Below are 18,040 nucleotides of genomic sequence, written 5' to 3'. Positions count from 1 at the left end.
AGCTTAAAAGTACGAATAACTGTTAAAATACCAGGGTTTTGGTATGAAAAACTTCCTTGTTGCGGTTGGTTGTCTTTACCAGGTAAAGCCCTCTGCCGGGCAGGGTATAGGTGCTTTCTGTAGGCCCCTGGTTGTGCGTTTTGCTGAGGACCAATCGTCCAGTAGCATCCCAAATTTCCGTCTTAATGAGGTCGGGCATGTCAATGGTGAGCTGGCCTGGTGCAGGGTTGCTCAGTCTTACTTGGTCTGAAATTGGTTTTGAGGCAAGGGCCGTGGTGGTAGTCCGCGCAAAGGGTGAATCGGAAAGTATTATTTCGTCGAAGTAGTAGCGCGCTGGCAGACTGTTTTTTTCCCCGAACCAGGCTTTGTCCACTATCAGCATGAATTTTTCAAGAGGAAGGTTGTTTTCTTTAAGGTGGTTCAGGTCAATCACCAGATCCTCCCATTCATTTTCATTAAGGTTGTCGCCATCAAAACGCAGTGTTCCCAGATATTGGGAGGCATCCTCATAAGGCCCGTCGGTATTCAGATGTATACTCCAACCGTAATTTTGTTGGGTGCGGTAATGCAGGAGGTGTAGGTAGCGGTTTTCCGCTGTTATTGTAAGGGGAGTGGCCAAACGGAATGCCCAAAAATTGCCCCACCAGTCCACACTGCTTTTGGTTTCGGCCATCAGGCTGTAGGCGCTGGTGTTGATGCCCGCTGCATCGGGGTTAGCGGTCCATGTGGTGTAGGTGTTTTCTGCTTGTTGGATGTACCAGGCCGGTACTTTGTCGGTTTCGGTTTTCGTCCATTCCACAAAATCGTGGTAAACAATAGGCTCGGCGGTTTTTTCGCCCGACAGCAGTACCTGCGTTTGTGGCTGAGGTTCTTCTTGTCCGGTCCCCTCCTCCAAATCGATCACCATGGTGGTAACCGACTGGCCACTGAGGGTGTAGGTCTCACTTCCTGCGAGGGCTGTTTTTATGGTCAAATTGTTGTAGGCATCTGTCACGTAGGGTGTAATCTGTTTGATCCTTTTGCCCTGCGGAAGACCGTACAATTGGTGCTGCACAGCAGCAGCCTGCGTTCCCCAATTTACGTGTACCACCACCAGTTGGGAGTGATCCGGGGCCAAATAGGCTGAGCTCATTACTCCGGATAAATTTTCGGTATTGCCGGTTGCTACCCTTTGGTAGCCGGGGCGAATAAAGCGGCTGAAATTGCCCAGAACCCATAGGTTTTTATTGACTGTAATGGTGCCCCCTTCTTCCAAACTGCCGTAATCGCCACCCGTAGGTTGGAGTCGAATTAGGTAAAACCTGTTTTTTTGGCTCCAGCGTTCTCGTTCCAGGGCAGTCCAGTAATCGTAAATGGATACGCCCGCAATGGCCAGGTCGGCATGAATCATCTTGCCCAGAAAGATGGCATTGCTTAGGTAGTTGTCGTAGTCATTACTCAGCAGGCAATACTCTGTTTGGTACAATTCGATGCCCTTTTCCGCAGCCCTTGCTGCAGCGTTTTTTCTTACCTTGATAATTTCGTCATCCGACGTATCGGTCCAGTAGGCATGCGCAGCAATACCGGGAGACAGCTGTCCAAGGTGTCCCAGATAGAGTGCTGAGGCCGGATCAAAAAAAGAATTGATTTGATTGTCGGTCTGGTTGTATTTGGTATTGTCTTCATACAATACACGATAGCTTTCCGCTTCTGCCAAAAGGATTTGCACATCCAGATTCTGATCCAGTAAGGCTGCATTGAGTTTGGCTGTCAGCTCTTTAATTTCTTCATTGGTCCATGGTGTGCCCTCCTGACCTTCCAGCCAGGGGTATTGAGGTTCGTTAAGGGGACTGATTTGCGAAAACGGCAAACCTTCCTGGTCAAAATGCTTGAGTACTTCAACTAAAAATTGGACATAGTCTTCAAAGTGTTCGGCTTTAAGGTTGGTGCTTCCGCCGTAGTCGTTGCTGTTGGCCCTGCCACTTTTGGTATAAAAGCGGGGAGGACTGTTTACAAAGGCTACCAGGTGCTCCACCCCGTGCTCTTTGGCCTTGTTTAGGAACCATTGTTGACCCGCCTGTTTCGACCAGTCGTAGGTGCCATCTTCATTAAGAAACAGCTCGGCCCGCCTTTCGGGTTGGTCTATGTTGCTGGCATTACCTTGTTCCATACTGCCTCCTCCAATATTGAAGCGCCAGCGCGAGAGCCCTATGCCCAGGGGCTGACCGTTTGGGCTGTTGGCCGTCGAAAATAGTTTTTGAGCCAGGTCTTCTTTAACGGCATTGCTCCAGTATTTACCTACAGGATCTACATTCCAGGCATCGGAAGCACCAATGCCTCTAATTGTTTGATGTTTTTCGGCCACATTGATGTGGATCGTGTTCTGGCCGTTAATGGCTAAAGAGCTTGTGATTAATAAGCTGAGTAGTAGTCTTTTCATGGGAGTACATTTGAAGAGAAGGATTTGGGTGTTTTAAAAAGAAGTTTTAGCGGATCGGCTGTGAGCCGGTCCGCTAAAACTTGTTAGGGAAGTGCTCCACCTTTGAGGTGGAGCACATAAAATTAGTAATTGGGGTTTTGGCTGATCAATTTGTTGCTGCGGTCGATCTCAGATTGTGGAATGGGCCACAACTCATGACGTCCTTCAACAAACTGGATCCCTTTGTCCTGACGTTCCTCCGGATGGATGGTTTCATAGGGATCGGTGCTTTCGTTCATATTGTACTGTACGAAGTAGCCGTTTGGTCCCATGGCTTCAACAATCATTTTTTTGCCACTTGCCGGATGAGTTTGACGACGCAGGTCGAACAAGCGCAGTTCTTCTGAAGCCATTTCCAGTCGACGCTCCTTCCAGATAGCCAACAGCAGGTCGTTGCCCGAAAGATGGTTTTTATCGCCCAGCTCGACTCGCGCCCTTAGGGTAGCGATGTCGGCTTTGGCCTGATCCGGACGATTCAGGAAGTAGGCGGCTTCAGCACGGGTCAGATACATTTCTCCCAAGCGCAACAGAATCTTGGGTAAGGGAATGTGGCGATCCTTTGTAGTTAATTCCTGACGCATGGCGATGGGCACATAGTACTTGCGCCAAACACGCCCCGACTTGTTCAAATTGGTGTCAAACTGGTAATTGGGATTGTCGGTTTCGTCGCCATACACTGGCTCGCCTGCCTTAATAATGGTGCTTTTTAGTCTGATCTCATCTCCTTCAGACAGGTAGGCTTGCTCTAAGTGGGAAGAGGGCACACACCAGCCCCAACCATCCATTACCTTGTCGCCTTCCCCTTCGGGCCAGATTTCGCCCCGGGCAGCCATAACCACCGAAAAGCGATTACCTACATTTTGCGACTGGTCGGCACTGGCTTTAATCTCGAAAATGGATTCCACCCCGTTGTGGTTGTACACACTCCAGATGTCCACGAAGTTGGGCTCCAGAATAAAGGGGCCTTCCTCAATAATGGTGTCGGCGTAGGCATAAGCATTGGTGTAATCTTCCATAAACAGGTAGGTGCGTGCCAAAAGTGCTTTAGCGGCCCAACTTGTAACTCTTCCCAACTCGGCATCGGGATAGCTGGGGGGTAAGACTGCAGCAGCATCCTTCAGGTCCTTAACTATTTGTGCATAAACTTCGGCTTTGGGAGCGCGTGTTTTGTTGATGCCGTCGGTCGATTCCGGTTGTGTAATCAACACCACATCCCCGAAGTTTTGCACCAGTTCCCAGTAACTGAAGGCTCTGAAAAACTTAGCTTCAGCAATAAGCCGCGCCTTCAGGTTTTCTGAAATGTTGGCCGAGGGCAGCAGGTTGATGGCAATGTTGGCCGCGCCAATGTTTTCGTACTTAAAGCGATAGTAGTTGGCAAGGGCGCCGGGAGCGCTCGATGCATCCACCCAATAATGCGACATGGCGTAGTGGTCGGCCGGATCCTGGCCCAAATTGCCCATCCAGGCATCGTCGGTGGCCATGATGTTGGTAATGCGTGAAATTTGTTGCCACCATTCGTCCCAAATGGCAAAAGACTTGTAGATGCCGTTGACAAAGGCTTCCGCCTCAGCGTCGGTGGCAAAGTAATTATCGAGGTCCTGTACGCCCCGATTGTCTATTTCGATGAAATCTTCACAGGCAGTGCCGCCTAAAAGCAGCAAGGCCAGCAAAAGATGAGTTATTTTCGTTTTCATTTTCATTGTCATTAAAAGGTTACGTTAATACCAATCAGGTAGGTGGGCAGAATCGGATAATTCCAGCCTGCAAAGCCCATATTGCGAACATTGTCGCCCCCAATCTCCGGCTCTACGCCTGAGAATTTGGTTAGGGTCAGGATGTTTTGGCCCGACACATAAAAGCGGGTGCTCTTGAGACCCAATCGGGAGCTGGCGTCCGAAGGCAGGGTGTAACCCAGCTGAATGTTTTTCAGACGTACAAAAGAACCGTCTTCTACCAGGTAATCGCTGAAGCGGGAGAAGTTTTGGTTCAGATCGGTATGTGAAACTCTGGGAAATTCATTGCTGGTTCCTTCCCCATGCCAGGCCTTGTCGAGCAAGCCCGAAATTACATTGTTGTCCGATCCCTGGGTGTTGTACAAGTCATTGCGCAACCAGTTTACCAGGTCGTTGCCTACGCTGAAGTAAACATTGGCTACCAGATCAAAATCTCTATACCCCAGATTGGCGTTGAATCCGCCGGTAAAATCGGGCCAGGGACTTCCGATTTTGGTCCGGTCGTCACCTGTGATGCTGCCGTCGCCATCCACATCAACAAAACGCAGGTCGCCGGGTTGGGCCTGAGGTTGCAACAGAATCCCATGCTCATTAGCGTGGGCGTTAATGTCAAATTGGTTCTGGAAAAGACCGTCTGTTTTATAACCATAGAAGTAGGCCGGCTCCATACCTTCCTCTATGCGGGTACGTTGCTCGTCGCCGTACACCACCGAAATGGATTCCGGGAGGTCGGTGACTTCAACGCCAACAGAGGTGAGGTTAATCCCCAGGTCGTAACGAAAATCGCCTTTTTGATTGCGATAGTTCAATGCAAGTTCAAAACCCTCTGACTTCATAGAGCCCACATTCGACCAAATGAGTGCGTCATTGGGATAGCCACTATACACCGGATAGGGCAACTGGAAAATCATATCCTTGGTTTTCTTTTGGTAGTACTCAAACGAACCGTAAACGGCATTTGAAAACAAGGTGAAGTCGGTGCCAATATTGATGTCTTCCACCGTTTCCCACTTGATGGCTTCATTCTTCATCGAACTGGGGTAGGTGGTATTTACCAGGTTGCCCTGGCCCTGGCCCAATATGTAGTAATCCTTACCCAAAGAAGAAAGGTAGGCGTCTGAGGGAAGCCCCTGGTTACCCAACTGCCCCCAGCCGGCCCTCAGTTTCCAGTCGTCGATAAAGTACGCGGAAGCTAAAAACGGCTCATCAGAAATTCTCCAGGCTGCCGAAAAGGAGGGGAAGGTAGCCCATTTGTTCTCGGGCAGAAATTTGGAAGAGCCATCCAGACGGTAGGTGGCGGTCAGGTAGTAGCGACTGTTGTAGTTGTAGCTTACTCTTCCCAACAAGGATTGCATGGAGTTGGCCCAGGTGTTGCCTTCCACTTCGGGGTTCACTGTTGCCGCATCGATTTCGCGCAGTACTTCACTGTTGTTGGGAATGCCTTCGCGATTTACATTGAGTATGCGCCCTTGTTCTTTTTCCATTGTGGCGCCGCCCATAAAGGTGGCACTGTGCGCATTGGCTTTGAGGTTGTAGCTCAAAGTGCTGGTCCAGTTCCAATAGGTGTTGAAATCGTGACTACGATAAACCGAATTAATGGTATTGGCCTCATGGGCCCCATCGATTACGAAGTCGGGGACAAAGTCGTCTTCATGGTCAAATTTGAAATCCCCGCTGATTTGCGTGCGGAATTCCAGGTCTTTTATGGGTTTAATGCTGGTCCATGCATTGCTGGACATGGCATAGTAGCCGCCTTCACCAAAGGAGCGGGCATCCCGCGCAATGGGATTCCAGGTATAGGTGTGGTAAGAGCGCTCATAAATACTGAATTCGTTGAGCCCATCCCATTCCTCCTCGGGACGATAGATCGGGGTCAGCGGATCAATCAACAAATAATCCTGGTACCAATTCGGGGTATTGTCCCATTGTTCACGACGGGGGTTCATCATCAAACCGGCCGAAATCCACTCGGCGAATTTCCATTCGGAGTTCAAGCGGGCCGTGAATTTTTGCCAGTTTCCAGAGTTGTAGAAAGATTCCTGGTCGTAGTAGTTGATGCTGAGGGCATAGGTGTTGATTTCATTACCCCCATTCATCTGAAAACTGAAATTGCGTTGGGGGGCGGTCGTGTTTACGCCCTTGCTCCACCAGTCTGTTCCCTTACCCAGGGCGGCTGTGTCGTCAAAAGGGGCATTCAGTCCCGCATTTTGGCGCGACTGGTTCATGATGTCGCCGTACTCAGTACCATCGGCCATATCAAAAGGCTTGTTGAATACCTGCAAGCCATAAGAAAAGTCGACCGAGAAATTGGTCGTGCCTTCAGCCCCTCTTTTGGTTGTAATAAGCACCACCCCGTTCGAGGCGCGACTGCCGTAAATAGCTGCCGCTGAAGCATCTTTCAGGATGTCCATGCTCTCAATTTCGTTGGAATTCAGAAAGTTGAGGTTGTTGCCCATAGGTACCCCATCTACTACATACAAAGGATCGGTATCCAGGTTTAGGCTGGTAAAGCCCCGAATCATAACTTTGGGACTTGCTCCCGGGTGACCGCTTCCGCCGATGACTTGGACCCCAGGCGTTTTACCCTGTAGGGCAGTCACCGGGTTGCCTACCGACATGCTTTTTATTTCCTCGCCCTGTACCGTGGAGATGGCACTGGTAAGGTCGCTTCGTTTGGCTGTACCGTAACCAATGGCCACCACCTCGTTCAGCGAGATGAAAGATTCTTTCATGATGATGTTGAAGTAGCTTTGGCTGCCTACAACAAATTCCTGCGTATCGAAACCGATGAAGCTTACATTGATGACATCTTCAGGTGCGGCCTGAAGATTAAAGTTTCCGTCGATGTCGGTGATGACACCGGTGGTGGTTCCTTTAATGACTACCGAAACACCAATCAAGGCCTCTCCAGTGTCGGTGAGCACCCTGCCTTCGATGGTTTTGTTTTGTGCAAGGGCCCCAAAGGCCAGGGCCAACCAGAAGGTCAGCAGCCAACTTGCTTTCATTATTTTAGTCTTCATATCCTGTTGTTTTCAATTGTTATTCTTCCACTTTTACTGCTTTGGCTCTATTCAGGTGGGAGTCAAAGACTATTTTGTAGCGGGTCCTTACCGGTACGTTCATGGCCACGTTATCTCCTCCGTTGGGCACGGTCCTTTCGGGTTCAACTTTGCGGTCGAAGCGCCAGAAGGGTTCTTTCCACCAGCCCCAAGGGTGTTCGGGGGAGAGAATAAACTCTACATCTCCCTCCATATCAAGGGTGATGTTGAAACGATAGTCGTTTTCAGCATCGCGATTAAGAGGAATGGCGGCACCCGGAGACCAGTTTTGATCGGGGTATTCCGGAAAACCTTTTCCAACCAAACCCAGATGACCCACATAGGTGTTGGTGATGTAATCCTCGTCGTCGGGCAGCTCCATAAGGGGTTCATAGGGCGCATCAGAGGGCACGTAGCTCTCCACCGAGTAGCTTAGATTATCCAGATTCAGCTTAATTTTATAATACCCCTTGTCTTCAAGCACAATGGGCAGCGCGTTGGCCGGATCATTGATCAGTTGACTGGGATTCTCCGGATCCAGACCGTAGCAATGTGGCGCAAAGCTGCTGGTTTGAGGAATAAAGCGTACTTCGGTCCCCGCAGTCTCCGCGTAGTAGCGAGCTTCAAAATTAAAGGGGGCTGTTTTGGTAATCAGCATGGGAACTCCAAATAAATCGGACACCAAATCGGCATCGGTAGCCACATCAGCCAGGTAGAGTTTGTCAAAATCGTACGAAGCCTTGACGGTTCGTCCTGAGGTGATGGTGTTTCCGGCACTATCGGCCACAGTAAGGTTGAAGAAGTACTCCCCCAGTTCAGCCGGCAGTATTACGGTATTGGTGTATTGGTAGCTTGTGCTGCCGCTGCCCATAAAGGAAATACTGTCTCTGAATCCCAGCGTTTCTTCCTCCACCAAAAAATATCCCAACTGGCGATCGTCTGTGATGGTCAGATCGAAATCCACAGGAATTTCCGTGTCGGGCGACTGGGTCAGTCCGTCGACCGGACTCGCAACGGCTATTTGGGGTGCCGTAAAATCGCCATCCATATACACCGAAATGCTCTTGCTTGTTGAGCGGTTACCCATATTATAAATGGTAACTGTCAGCTGATTGTCTTTGTCCTCGGCTTCTTCTGGAATTAAGAATTCATACGATAATTCGTATTCCTTTACCAAGGAGTCGTTGCTTGAAATGCTGATGTCGCGGTTCAGAAACCATTCGTCCATTCTCAGATTGATGGTCTTTATGCCTACCGCGTCGCTCACTAAGCCTTCCACCACAATGGTGCGTTCCTGCCGTGTATGTATTTCTACGGCTTTTAAATCCAAAACCGGGTCACTTTCTGTCACCCAGGTTTTCTCCTCATCGTTGTCGCATCCCCCCAGGGTTATTCCCAGGAGGAGTGCTGTTGCGATGCTCCAATTCAGCATTGTTCGTTTCATAAAACTGTTGTTTGGTTGTGCATTGTTTGTTTATAAATTGGGATCAGTATTGTAACAGGAAGGTTTTTATGCTTTGTGCAGGAACCTCCAGTTGGTTAATGTTTGCAGGCTGGTAAGCCAGGTTGTAGTCCTTTGAAGTGGTGTAGGTTTTGACTTCCGCCAAAAAGTCTGTGCTGCTGTTCAGTTGTAGCGCATGGTTTGTTTCGCTGTAATTTACGGCGACCACTACCACCTCTTTGTTTTGCTCATTTTTATAGGCCGAAATCATCAGGTCGGATGCGGCTTTAAAAGGATCTTCCCTTTTCTCTGTCACGCTTTTGATCCGAACCATTCCGGGCCGAACAAAACGGGAATAATTGCCCAGTCCCCAAAGCAGTTTCGAGTCGTGAAAGTTTCCGTCTGATTTTAAGGCCTCATTTTCGGGATCACTGTGGTCTGTAATGCCGTTGTTGCCCTTATCGAGATAGATTAAGCCATCTTTGTAATCTACTTGCGACAGGGCGGTCCACCATTGCCAGGAAGAAGCTTGAGCCAGCACCAGGTCGAAATGGATGACTCGTGCAACATATAAGGCCGTAGGCATTTCTAAATCACGCCCATGTCCGCCGCCGATATCGTCGTTGTCTTCCAATATGCAAAACTCGCTTTGCCAGAAATCAACAGCCTGCGACGAGTTGGTAATGGTTTTGCCTACAGTCTGGCGACTTTTAATGAGTTTTTCAACCGGCCAGGTGGTAAAATAGCCGTGAGCGGCAAAAACCGGCGCCACCTGGTCCATGTGCCCCAGAAAAAATGGCGCATCTTTTTCCCAGAAGTTTTTGAATTGATTGGAGACTCCGGGATACTTTTCTTCAAACTGATATAAAAAATTGTATTCCGCTGCTTCGGGAACCGTTAGTTTTACCGGCAGTTGTCTTTCCTGTAGTTCTTTATTCAACAAATAGGTCAGTTGATAGAGATTGGCATTGGTTGCGGGCGTTCCTTCCTGCGATGGTTTGCTCCAATCCCATTGCGGTTCGTTGGCAGGACTCAAATAATCGAAGCCCAGGCCGATTTCTTCGAAATGTGTGCAGATTTCGGCCAGGTACCGGGCATACGCTTCCATTTTTTCTGATTGCAGGTTTAATTCGGTGCGGTCGGGTGCCGAGTAAGCCTGGCCATTCAGCGTATAGTACACCGGGGGCGAATTCACAAAAGCCAAACGATGTTCCACGCCATATTGCTTCGCTTTATGGAGAAACCACTGTTGCCCTTTTTGTTTTTCCCAATTGAATGTGCCATCAGGGTTGAGAAACGACTCTGCTTTACGCCAGGGATGGTTGATGTTGCTGTTTGTCCCCTGGTCCATACTGCCGGCTCCCAGATTAAAGCGCCATAAGGACAGGCCTATGCCAAGAGGGTCCCCCTGTTTGTTAAATTCTTTGGAGAAAAGCCATTCTGCCATTTTTTCCTTTTTATCCTGAGGCCATTGGGATCCGACGAACTGCACCCTCCAGGCATCAGAAGCACCAAAGGAATGAATGGTTTGGTATTCTGTATTCAAATCAAGATGCAGCGTTTTGGGGTTTGGTTTGGTGGCGCACGCGCTCACAAGAAGAAGGCTGAAGAGCAGCCAGATTGGTCGTCGCATAGTTTGTTTTTTACGGATTATTGCTGTGTCAAATAACGTTAATTGTAGGCGAGGTGGGTATTGATAATTATTCATTGCTTGTTGAAAATTATTCATACTTTTGTTTTTTGATTTTGTCGCTTTGAGGGTTATTGTGTTGTTTAACAGTGTTTTTTGGTGTGTTATGACAAATCGTTCAGATATTTTTTTTGATTTGATTTTTTTACTGCATTGGATTTGGAAACGCTTGAGGGGTTTTGTTAGCAGTTTTTTACTTTTTCTGGTTGTGTGGGGCAACCCGGCTTTCTCTCTTCAGGCCAATTCGGGTTACGTGGTTGAGCAACTCAACAGCAGCAATGGTTTGCCTTCAGACAACATTAAGGACGTTTTTCAAGACCGGAAGGGATTCATTTGGTTGGCAACAACCGAAGGTTTGATTCGTTTTGATGGCTATGATCTGGAAATATACTCCATAGCAAGTCACTACAATAAAGGCATGATAACCAACATGTTTTTTGAGGTTTCGGAGGACTCTTCGGGTAGGCTTTGGTGTGCCACCGATAGGGGGCTGGCTTGTTTTGATCCCATGGAGGAGCGTTTTGATTTTTTTAACCGGGAAAGTGCCGAACCTTTTCAGTTGTTGGCCGATGTGATCAACTCTGTTCAGGTTGACCGAGAGGGCCTCATTTGGATAGGCACCGCTGGCCATGGTGTTGAGGTCCTGGATCCCGGTCATGGAGTGGTGGAGCGTTACAACGTGGCCAGCAGTGATTCATTGATGAACTCCGACTGGATTACCCGCTTGTATGTTGATTCGGGCAACCGCGTTTGGGTGGGCACATGGAAAGGGGCGCTTTCTTTGATTGATCGGTCTGCCGGGGTTTTCCAGGTTTGGACCAACAAAGAACTGCAGTTGACGGTTCCTCATTTTTCCCCCTTTAGCCTGGTTGAGGAAAGCAGGGATGTGTTTTGGTTGGGTTTGTGGGAAGGTGGATTGGTAAAGTTCAGGCTGGAAGGTGATTCTTTGCGTTTGGACAGGCACTATATGCCGGACTCAGGAAAAGTGCCGGGTGATGTTGTTTACGATTTAAAGTTGGATAAGGGTGGAGACTTATGGATTGGGAGTCCCTTCGGTTTGGGCTTATTGGATGATCCCAATGGTGCCCGGCCGACCTTGCACGTGTTTAAAAGTGACCGGGGTTTTACGCGCCTGGCCGACGATGAGGCCTATGCGCTTTTGGTGGATGCTTCTGGGCTTTTGTGGGTGGGCAGTTCGGGAGGAGGTGTTCATAAGCTCGATAAGAAAATAAGATTATTTACACCTTATCACCTGCCCGATATTTCACCCAATTTTAAAACGCAGTCGGTTACCGCTTTCAGCCGCGATCCCGAGGGACGACTTCTGTTGGGTGTTCGCAGCCTGGGTTTTGGTTCTTATGATTTGTCTTCGCAGCGTTTTGTGCCTTATGGTCAGATGGCGGATTATCGGCATCTTCCTATAGATATCAATACTGTTACTTGCTTCTATTGGGATGCCATGGGCACCCTGTGGTTGGGGACACGCTACATGGGTATTATTCGTTATGACCCGCAAAGTGGGCAATCGGTGGTTGTGAATAAGGATGAAGAGGGTTATGATTTTGCTGCCCGCGAGATATCGGATATTTATGAGGATGGCTTTGGTCATATTTGGGTAGGGACCGAGAATGGACTGTATAAAATTGTTCATTATGATTCCCAAAACTTTTTAGGTTTTAATGTGATGCATTATGAGCATCGGCCCGGGGATAAGCATTCCATCAGCAGCAATCGGATTTCGAAAATTATGCAGGATCGGGAAGGTGTTTTGTGGGTAGCGACTTACGATCATGGACTCAATCGCCTGGTGTCCGATATTCGCAGTCACTTTCCCTTGGTTTTTGAGCGTGTTTCTGCTTTTGAAGGGGAGGCCAATGGCATGATTACCGATAATGTGAACACCATTTTCTCTGATGCCGAGGGGCATTTCTGGATGGGGACTGCCGGCGGTGGGTTGTTCTGGAAACACGCCGATTCTGATTCCTTTAGAAGCTTAGACGGGCGCCTGCCGGGGGCCAATATTTACGACATTCAGCAAGACCGTGAGGGCTTTCTTTGGGTCAGTACCAATAGAGGCCTAACGCGCCTGCAAGTGTCCGGGGTGGATGTTGAGGTCAATAATTTTTTGGAGGATAATGGTTTGCAGGGCAATATTTTTAATAAGGGAGCCGGCTTTAAAGATGAGCATGGAAATCTGCTTTTTGGGGGCAACAATGGCCTTAATTTTTTTGATCCGGAATCAGTCCGTCTGGACGATTATTCCCCTCCGGTGGTAATTACGGAGTTAAAAGTTATGAATGAGGAAGTGGTTCCACTTACCAGCCTGGACGACCCATTGGTCTTGACTCACTTGACCAATAATTTTTCGGTGACTTTTTCGGCACTTTCTTATTCTCAGCCGCAGAACCATATGTTTGCCGTGAAACTGGAAGGTTTGGATACCGAATGGCGGCGAATGGGGGCGGGAGCAAGGACCCTTGATTTTTCCAATCTTAAACCGGGGTCTTATGTCTTAAAGATTAGAGCGGCTAATGGATATGGAGTTTGGAGCCCTCAGGAAGAGGAATTGTTTTTGAAGGTTAAGCCAGCCCCTTATAAAACTGGCCTGGCCTATCTGGGCTACAGTTTGGTTTTGGGTCTGGTGATTTTGTTGTTTTTTAAAATGGAGCAGAACAACCAGAAAGTTAAACAGGCCTTGGCCGTTGAGCATATAGAGCGAGAGAAATCAGATGCCTTGAATCATTTTAAACAGGGCGTTTTTGCCAATGTGGCCCATGAGTTTTTTACGCCATTGAGTATTTTGTCGTGTTTGCTGGAGGATTGGAAGCATGCCCGTTCGGCTCCTAATTCGCGGGATGTAGCTTTGGCTGAGCGCAACATAGTTCGGCTGAATCGCCTGAACAAGCAGTTTTTGTACTTCAGTAAATCGGAGGAGGATACCCTGCCTTTACGTGTGAGCAAGGGGGACTTGAAATCTTTTGTGGAGCAGGTGGGACAAAGCTTTCTCCCCTTGGCAAGAAGAAAAGGAATGATGTTCGACATTTTGTTGGATTTTCCCGAGCAGGAAGTTTGGTTCGATGTAGAGAAATTGGATGTTGTTTTATACAATGTTTTGTCAAATGCGCTCAAATTTACGCCCGAAGGTGGCCAGGTTCAGTTGCGCTTGTGGGGAGAGCGCGAGGAGGGTGCTTTGTGGGCTTGTTTTGAGGTGAGCGACAGCGGGGATGGGATTTCTTCTGAAAGACAAAGGCTGTTGTTCGACCGTCATCATTCGATTAGCGGAGAACAGCAGAATGGGGGTGGTTTTGGAATTGGCCTGGCCCTCTCCAAAGCCATGGCAGAGGCACATAAAGGGCAGATAGAGCTGCATAGTCCCCCCACAGGCGGCACGGAGGTGCGTTTTAGGGTGCCGGTTTCCCGCAGCAGCTTTTCTCCGGCAGAGATGGTCAGGGACTCGGACTCTGCCTGGGAACCCATGCGGGTGCTTTTGCCCGAACGCGTGGAGGAAGAAACCCTCTTGCGAATAAGAAACCTGAGTGCCGGAAGCGAGGATCGTCCTTCTGTTTTATTGGTTGATCAGCATGCCGATTTCAGGAGTATGCTTCGAAGCAACCTGGAACCCTTGTTTCAGGTACTGGAAACCAATAATGGTGTAGCTGCCTACGAACTGATTCAGGGGAGAAGAGTTGATTTGATTGTGTCGGATCTGGTGGTTCCCGGATTGGATGGTCTTACTTTATGTAAGCGCATTAAGTCGGGTGAAAAGACCTCAGACATTCCTTTTATTCTTTTGACTGCCCGCAGCAGCGACAGCGACAAAGCCAGTGGATATCGGGCGGGAGCCGACAGTTATATGGTGAAACCTTTTAATTTGAATACCTTGTTGACCAGGGTGGAGGCGCTTCTGGCCAACAGTCGACGCAAGAAGGAATTGCAGGTTAAACCCAATGGATTGGAGTTGGCGGCTTCGGGGAAAGATGATGAGCTGCTTTCACGGGTACGCGCCTTTATCGAAGAAAACCTGGCCAATTCTGATCTATCGGTTAAGTTGATCGTCAGGAAGTTGGGTATCAGTAATTCTATGTTGTACAGGAAATGCTCTGAAGTGCTCGACATCAATCCGAATACGATGATCCGAAAACTTCGAATGGCCCGTGCTGTGGAGTTGTTAAGCGAAGGAGTAACGACTGTATCTGAAGTCTCCCTGCAATGTGGGTTTAAGGATTTAAGTTATTTTGGAAGCACTTTTAAAAAGGAATTTGGCGTAAGTCCTTCACAGTACAATCAAGCTTCCGGAGGGATCTGATTTAATTAAAGAAATTTTTCTTTTTTAACACAACTTTTGCCGGCATCCGACTGTTTTAAAGGAGTAGTTAGTCCTAACCTGCATTATTCATAAATTATCTCATAACGACAACTTATGAATAAAGCAGGCTAAAACCAGAAATGATGACTTTGAAGCAGAAACCCAGAGTGGTTGTGATCGGCGGCGGTTTTGCCGGCATCCAGTTTGTGCGTCAACTGGATAAAAGAAATTTTGACGTATTGCTCATCGATAAGGTGAACCATCACCAGTTTCAGCCCTTGTTTTATCAGGTGGCCACTTCGCAAATAGAGCCGGCGAGTATTTCCTTTCCCTTGCGCAACATTTTTCACGGCAACATGAGTGTGCAAATTCGTCTGACGGTGGTCGATCGCATCGATACCGAACAGAAAAAGGTACATACGGGTATCGGGTCCTTTGCCTACGACTACCTGGTGATTGCAGCGGGTTGTAAGACCAACTTTTTTGGGAACAACAACATCGCCAAGCATGTCTTCACCCTCAAATCGTCGGTAGATGCCATACACATCCGTAACCATATTTTGATGACCTTTGAGCGCACCATCACCGCTCCGGCCGAGCAAAAAGCCTATTACCAGACCCTGGTGATTGTGGGTGCGGGGCCCACCGGCGTTGAGCTGGCCGGTGCCTTTGCCGAGATTCGTAAAAACGTACTGCCCAAAGATTATCCCCGCATCGATTTTTCCAAATTTACCATTTATCTGGTAGAGGGCAGTGCCCATACGCTCAACAACATGAGCGTGGCCTCCCGGGAGGCCAGTCGCCGCTACCTCGAAAAAATGGGGGTGAAACTGGTGACCTCAACTTTTGTGAAGGATTACGACGGGCGTACGCTGCAACTGAGCAACGGCACCAGTCTTGAGGCCAAGACGGTGATCTGGGCAGCCGGTGTGACCGGCAACCGAATAGCGGGTTTACCCGCTGAGGTGGAGGCCCCGGGCAACCGCATAAAAGTCGATCGCTTTAACCGGGTGGAACAACTCGACAGGGTTTATGCGCTGGGCGATATTGCTTATATGGAAACTCCCAGGTACCCCAAAGGGCATCCCCAGGTGGCCAATGTGGCCATTAATCAGGCAAGGAATTTGGCGCGCAATTTTGCAAGGGTGGAGAAGGGGCAGGCCCAGAAGTCGTACGAGTACCGCGACTTGGGCTCCATGGCCACCATTGGCCGCAACAAGGCGGTGGTTGATTTGCCATTTTTTCGTTTCAAGGGCTGCACCGCCTGGCTGGTGTGGATGTTCTTGCACCTGATGTTGATTTTGAGTGTGCGTAACCGCCTGGTCATCTTCATCAACTGGGCCTGGTTGTACCTGACCAAAAACACTTCGCTGCGTTTGATATTGATGCCGGAGGACAAGTTAAGGGAGGAGAACGCCACCCTGCAACAACAGCATAGTCACGACTAAGACCACCATCACCAGGGTGCTGCGTTGATTGATGGCGCAGGCACGAAGCAAATCTTTTTGCGAAACGGCCCTGGATCGTTTCCCGATCCAGGGTTTTTTATGGACCCGACCGTGGTAGGTGGAGGGCCCTCCAAAGCGTAAGTCCAGGATGCCCGCCAGGGCGGCTTCGGGGTAGCCGGCATTGGGACTGGTGTGGCGGTGTCCGTAGCGAAAGAGGAAGCGCAGGGCGCGGGTCGAGCCGCCAACCACTACCATCAGCAGGGCGGTGAGGCGGGCGGGGACAAAGTTGGCCACATCGTCGAGACGGGCGGCGGCGCGCCCAAAGAGGCGGTAGCGATCGCTTTTGTAGCCCAACATCGAATCGAGGGTGTTCACCATTTTGTAGCTCCACATGAGGGGGAGTCCACCCACCAGGTAGTAAAACAGCGGGGCAATAACGCCATCACTCAGATTTTCGGACAGGGTTTCCAGGGCGGCTGTCCGGATTTGGTTTTCGTCGAGGCGACTTGTGTCTCGACCCACAATCATGGAGAGTTGGCGGCGACCGGCGGGGAGTCCCCCATTGGTTAAGGCTTTGTCCACCGCCTTCACTTCATCGATGAGGTTGCGGTTGGCCAGTCCCCAAAATACGAGCAGACTGGCAGCGGGGTAGTAGAGCCAGGGACTCAGGGCAAGCAGGGCCGTGCAATACTGCAGGGCGATAAAAACGGTCGTTACCAGTACCAGCACCAGAAGCAGACCCTTCAGCAGGCGTTGCGAACCGCGGTTCAGCAGTCTTTCTGCCTTGCCGATGGCATGCCCAAAGCCCTTTACCGGGTGCGGCCAGTGTCGCGGATCGCCCAGCAGCAAGTCGGCCCCATAGCCCACCAACAGCGGCAGCAGCCAGGGCAGTAATTCGCTTATTGTTGCTGATTCAACCAATCCACTATGGCTTTTTGCAGTTGCAGATTGGCGGCGGGCGTCTGCGCCGCCACCCGAAAATGACCCGGTCCCAGTCCCCGGAAATTATCGGCATTTCTGATTAGGAGTCCGTGCTCCGCCACCAAATAGCGCTGTAGGTCCGCCGCCGTGCCCACCCGGGTACGTGTCAGAAAAAAGTTGCAGGCAGAGGGCGTTACCTCCAGCTCCGGCCTTTGGCGCAGGGCTTTTTGCAGCTTCCGGGCTTCGGACAGCGTTGTGTCGATTTGTGGCTTATGGTCGGTCGGATGGGCATGCAGCCAGGTGATGGCCGCCAGGGCCAGACTGTTCACGCTCCAGGGCATGCGCAGGGGCTGCAGCTTTTCCAGCAGCTTTCCCTGAGCCAGCAGATAGCCGGCCCGGAGTCCCGCCAGACCATAGATCTTGGTGAGGGAGCGTACCACCACCATATTGGGGGGCAGGACTTGGGTGGTCAGACCCTCAGCGTCTGAGCAGAGTTCCTGGTAGGCTTCGTCGATCAGGAGGGTGGTCTGCGGCAGGGACTGCGCCAATTTGCGCAGGAAGTGGGGCGACCAGCAGCGACCGTCGGGATTGTTCGGCTGCCCCAGCCATAGGAGGTCCAGTTGCCGGCAGTTCTTTACATTCACCGCTTCTGCCTTTAGGAAACTGATTTGGTGCTGGCAGCAGCGGGCGGCGTCTTCGTATTCGGCAAAGGAGGGAAGCACAATGCCCGAGCGGGCACCACGGAACAGGTGGGCCAGGAGGTAAAAGGCCTCGGTACTGCCGTTGGTCACCAGGACTCCTGCTCCGCTGGCGGCGTGTTGGGTTTGCAGACAGCGGGCGGCACTCGCGGCATCCACCTCGGGGTAGTCGCTCAATGTTTCGAGTCGCCCTTTCAAATGCTCCAGCAAGTCGCCCGGCAGAGCTGCCGGCAGCACATTGGAGCTGAAATCGCAGCTTATTTTTCCCGGAAACGCATTGCGGTTATTGCCGTGGCCCTGCAACATG

The 18,040-nt window shown here is 50.1% G+C and carries 9 protein-coding genes; 2 read left to right on the top strand and 7 right to left on the bottom strand.

Going from position 1 to position 18,040, the window contains the following annotated elements:
- Nucleotides 1-22: 22 nt before the first annotated feature.
- The 5 genes from B4W65_RS01795 to B4W65_RS01775 form a co-directional block, all read right to left on the bottom strand.
- Nucleotides 23-2,419, bottom strand: coding sequence for a glycoside hydrolase (locus B4W65_RS01795; protein ID WP_088653380.1), 2,397 nt, complete (start codon nt 2,417-2,419; stop codon nt 23-25).
- A gap of 122 nt (nt 2,420-2,541) precedes the next feature.
- On the bottom strand, nt 2,542-4,152 hold the full coding sequence (locus tag B4W65_RS01790; RefSeq protein WP_088653379.1) for a RagB/SusD family nutrient uptake outer membrane protein: 1,611 nt from the start codon (nt 4,150-4,152) through the stop codon (nt 2,542-2,544).
- Between the two features lie 11 nt (nt 4,153-4,163).
- Nucleotides 4,164-7,211: a SusC/RagA family TonB-linked outer membrane protein gene (locus B4W65_RS01785; RefSeq protein ID WP_088653378.1), complete on the bottom strand. Its 3,048-nt coding sequence runs from the start codon at nt 7,209-7,211 to the stop codon at nt 4,164-4,166.
- A gap of 19 nt (nt 7,212-7,230) precedes the next feature.
- Complete coding sequence (locus tag B4W65_RS01780) at nt 7,231-8,673, bottom strand: cadherin repeat domain-containing protein (protein ID WP_088653377.1); 1,443 nt, start codon at nt 8,671-8,673, stop codon at nt 7,231-7,233.
- A 43-nt stretch (nt 8,674-8,716) separates the two neighbouring features.
- Nucleotides 8,717-10,303: a glycoside hydrolase gene (locus B4W65_RS01775; protein WP_088653376.1), complete on the bottom strand. Its 1,587-nt coding sequence runs from the start codon at nt 10,301-10,303 to the stop codon at nt 8,717-8,719.
- A gap of 163 nt (nt 10,304-10,466) precedes the next feature.
- Between B4W65_RS01775 and B4W65_RS01770 the strand changes: the two genes are divergently transcribed.
- Both B4W65_RS01770 and B4W65_RS01765 read left to right on the top strand, forming a co-directional pair.
- Complete coding sequence (locus B4W65_RS01770) at nt 10,467-14,666, top strand: hybrid sensor histidine kinase/response regulator transcription factor (protein WP_146697680.1); 4,200 nt, start codon at nt 10,467-10,469, stop codon at nt 14,664-14,666.
- 140 nt (nt 14,667-14,806) lie between these two features.
- Nucleotides 14,807-16,114: an NAD(P)/FAD-dependent oxidoreductase gene (locus B4W65_RS01765; RefSeq protein ID WP_205741193.1), complete on the top strand. Its 1,308-nt coding sequence runs from the start codon at nt 14,807-14,809 to the stop codon at nt 16,112-16,114.
- On the opposite strand, the gene cbiB is transcribed toward B4W65_RS01765, so the two are convergent.
- Nucleotides 16,067-17,035 (bottom strand): adenosylcobinamide-phosphate synthase CbiB, encoded by a 969-nt coding sequence (gene cbiB / locus B4W65_RS01760; RefSeq protein ID WP_240509446.1) that lies wholly within the window; start codon nt 17,033-17,035, stop codon nt 16,067-16,069. The two genes, B4W65_RS01765 and cbiB, sit on opposite strands and share 48 nt — an antisense overlap.
- Complete coding sequence (locus B4W65_RS01755) at nt 17,014-18,039, bottom strand: aminotransferase class I/II-fold pyridoxal phosphate-dependent enzyme (protein ID WP_088653374.1); 1,026 nt, start codon at nt 18,037-18,039, stop codon at nt 17,014-17,016. Before B4W65_RS01755 ends, cbiB begins: the two co-directional genes overlap by 22 nt.
- Nucleotide 18,040: the final 1 nt, after the last annotated feature.

It is taken from the genome of Geofilum rhodophaeum (genome assembly GCF_002210225.1).
GTDB classification, from domain to species: domain Bacteria; phylum Bacteroidota; class Bacteroidia; order Bacteroidales; family Marinilabiliaceae; genus Geofilum; species Geofilum rhodophaeum.
Note: the sequence above shows the minus strand (reverse complement) of the source record. Positions and strands in the feature narration are given on the sequence as shown.

Excerpts from the sequence above, each read along its gene's own strand:
- B4W65_RS01780 (WP_088653377.1), bottom strand. The coding sequence starts at position 8,673 with ATGAAACGAACAATGCTGAATTGGAGCATCGCAACAGCACTCCTCCTG.
- B4W65_RS01765 (WP_205741193.1), top strand. The coding sequence starts at position 14,807 with ATGATGACTTTGAAGCAGAAACCCAGAGTGGTTGTGATCGGCGGCGGT.
- B4W65_RS01755 (WP_088653374.1), bottom strand. The coding sequence starts at position 18,039 with ATGTTGCAGGGCCACGGCAATAACCGCAATGCGTTTCCGGGAAAAATA.
- B4W65_RS01795 (WP_088653380.1), bottom strand. The coding sequence starts at position 2,419 with ATGAAAAGACTACTACTCAGCTTATTAATCACAAGCTCTTTAGCCATT.
- B4W65_RS01785 (WP_088653378.1), bottom strand. The coding sequence starts at position 7,211 with ATGAAGACTAAAATAATGAAAGCAAGTTGGCTGCTGACCTTCTGGTTG.
- B4W65_RS01775 (WP_088653376.1), bottom strand. The coding sequence starts at position 10,303 with ATGCGACGACCAATCTGGCTGCTCTTCAGCCTTCTTCTTGTGAGCGCG.
- B4W65_RS01770 (WP_146697680.1), top strand. The coding sequence starts at position 10,467 with ATGACAAATCGTTCAGATATTTTTTTTGATTTGATTTTTTTACTGCAT.
- B4W65_RS01790 (WP_088653379.1), bottom strand. The coding sequence starts at position 4,152 with ATGAAAACGAAAATAACTCATCTTTTGCTGGCCTTGCTGCTTTTAGGC.